Raw genomic sequence first — 1,993 nt, forward strand, 5'->3', positions numbered from 1 at the left:
GGGTTGAATTCTGCTGCCGACTGGCCGCCGGTTAGCGCCAGTGAGCGCTGTATAATGGTGGGGTGAATCTCAAGGAGTGGGCTGCGGCGAACGGGGTCGGGTACTCGACCGCCCGTCAGTGGTTCCTTGAGGGCAGGCTGCCCGTCCCCGCGCGGCGGGTCGGTGGGCTGATCCTGGTCGACGAGCCGGTCCGGTCGGTGGTGGTGGAGACGGTCGCGGTGTACGCCCGGGTCTCGTCCGCTGACCAGCGATCAGATCTTGACCGGCAGGTCGCGCGGGTCACCGCGTGGGCCGCGGGGCAGGGCCTGCCTGTCAGTCGGGTTGTGACCGAGGTCGGCTCGGCGCTGGACGGCCACCGCCGGAAGTTCCTCGCGCTGCTACGCGACCCGGCCGTGACCGCGATCGTCGTCGAGCACCGGGACCGCTTCGCCCGGTTCGGCGCCGAATACGTCGAGGCCGTGCTGTCCGCGCAGGGACGCCGGCTGCTGGTCGTCGACCCGGCCGAAGTCGACGACGACCTGGTCCGCGACATCACCGAGATCCTCACGTCGATGTGCGCCCGGCTGTACGGCGGCCGCGCCGCCGTGAACCGGGCCGCCCGAGCGGTCGCCGCCGCGACCGAGGACGGCCCGGTGTGAAGACGATGCAGGCTTACAGGTTCGCGCTCGACCCGAACGACGCCCAGCGGGCCGATCTCCGCCGCCACGCCGGGGCGTCCCGGTTCGTCTACAACTGGGGTCTGGCGTTCGTGAAGGCCGCCCTCGCGCAGCGCGACGCCGAGAAGTCCTACGGACTCGACGGCGGCGCGCTCACGGCGGTGCCCTGGACGCTGCCCGCGCTGCGGCTGCGCTTCAACCAGGTCAAGAACGATGTCGCCCCGTGGTGGCCGGAGTGCTCAAAGGAGGCGTTCTCCGCCGGGCTCGCCCAGTTGGCCCGCGCGCTGAAGAACTTCTCCGACTCGAAGCGCGGGAAGCGCAAGGGCCGGCGGGCCGGTTTCCCCCGGTTCACCAAGCGCGGGAAGGCCCGCGACTCGTTCCGGTACACGACCGGTGCCTACGGCCCGGCCGGTGGCCTGCACGTGACGCTGCCCCGGATCGGCCGGGTCAAGGTCCACGAACCGATGGCCGCGCTGACCGGCCGGCTCGCCGACGGCCGGGCGTGTCTGCTCGGCGCAACCGTGTCACGTACCGCCGGCCGCTGGTTCGTCTCGTTCACCGTCGAGGCTGACCGGGACGTGCCCGAAACGTCCCCGCCATGGCAGCGGGCGGGCGGGCCGGTCGGCGTCGACGCGGGCGTGAAGCACCTCGCGGTCCTCTCGACCGGCGAACAGGTCGACAACCCGGAACCGCTCGCCCGCTCCCAGCGGAAACTCCGCAAGGCGTCCCGGGCCTACTCCCGGTCGAAGCCAGGCTCAGTCGGACGCCGTCAACGCGCCGCCCGGCTCGGAAAGATCCACGCCCACGTCGCGAACCAGCGTCGCGACGGGTTGCACAAGCTCACGACCCGCCTCGCCACGTCCCACGACGTGGTTGTGGTCGAGGACCTGCACGTCGCCGGGATGGTCCGTAACCGGCGCCTCGCCCGCGCCGTCGCCGACACCGGGATGGCAGAGATCCGCCGCCAACTCGCTTACAAGACCGTCTGGTACGGCTCGCGGCTACACGTCGCGGACCGCTGGTACCCAAGCTCGAAGACCTGCTCCGGCTGCGGCTGGCGAAACCCAAGCCTGACGCTGTCGGACCGCACGTTCCACTGCCAGTCCTGCGCGCTGGTACTCGACCGAGACACCAACGCGGCGGTCAACCTGCGCAACCTCGTCGCCGCCAGTACATCGGAGACGGAAAACACCCGTGGAGCCGACCATAAGACCCGCGCGAGCGGGCGGGTGGCTGTGAAGCGGGAACCGGGCACGGCCACGGCCGGTCAGACCCGGGGTGCCCCACCGAAAGGTGAGGCGGCATGAACAGCGCTATCCAGCGCTCTCATGCAACGG

The 1,993-nt window shown here is 71.0% G+C and carries 2 protein-coding genes; both read left to right on the top strand.

Going from position 1 to position 1,993, the window contains the following annotated elements; genetic code table 11:
• Positions 1 to 62: 62 nt before the first annotated feature.
• Positions 63 to 638 (top strand): IS607 family transposase, encoded by a 576-nt coding sequence (locus AC6EXY_RS33155; protein ID WP_101830365.1) that lies wholly within the window; start codon positions 63 to 65, stop codon positions 636 to 638.
• On the top strand, positions 635 to 1,963 hold the full coding sequence (tnpB, locus tag AC6EXY_RS33160) for an IS607 family element RNA-guided endonuclease TnpB (RefSeq protein ID WP_499819013.1): 1,329 nt from the start codon (positions 635 to 637) through the stop codon (positions 1,961 to 1,963). Before AC6EXY_RS33155 ends, tnpB begins: the two co-directional genes overlap by 4 nt.
• The last annotated feature ends 30 nt before the right edge of the window (positions 1,964 to 1,993 follow it).

The sequence above is a fragment of the Frankia sp. RB5 genome, assembly GCF_059816245.1.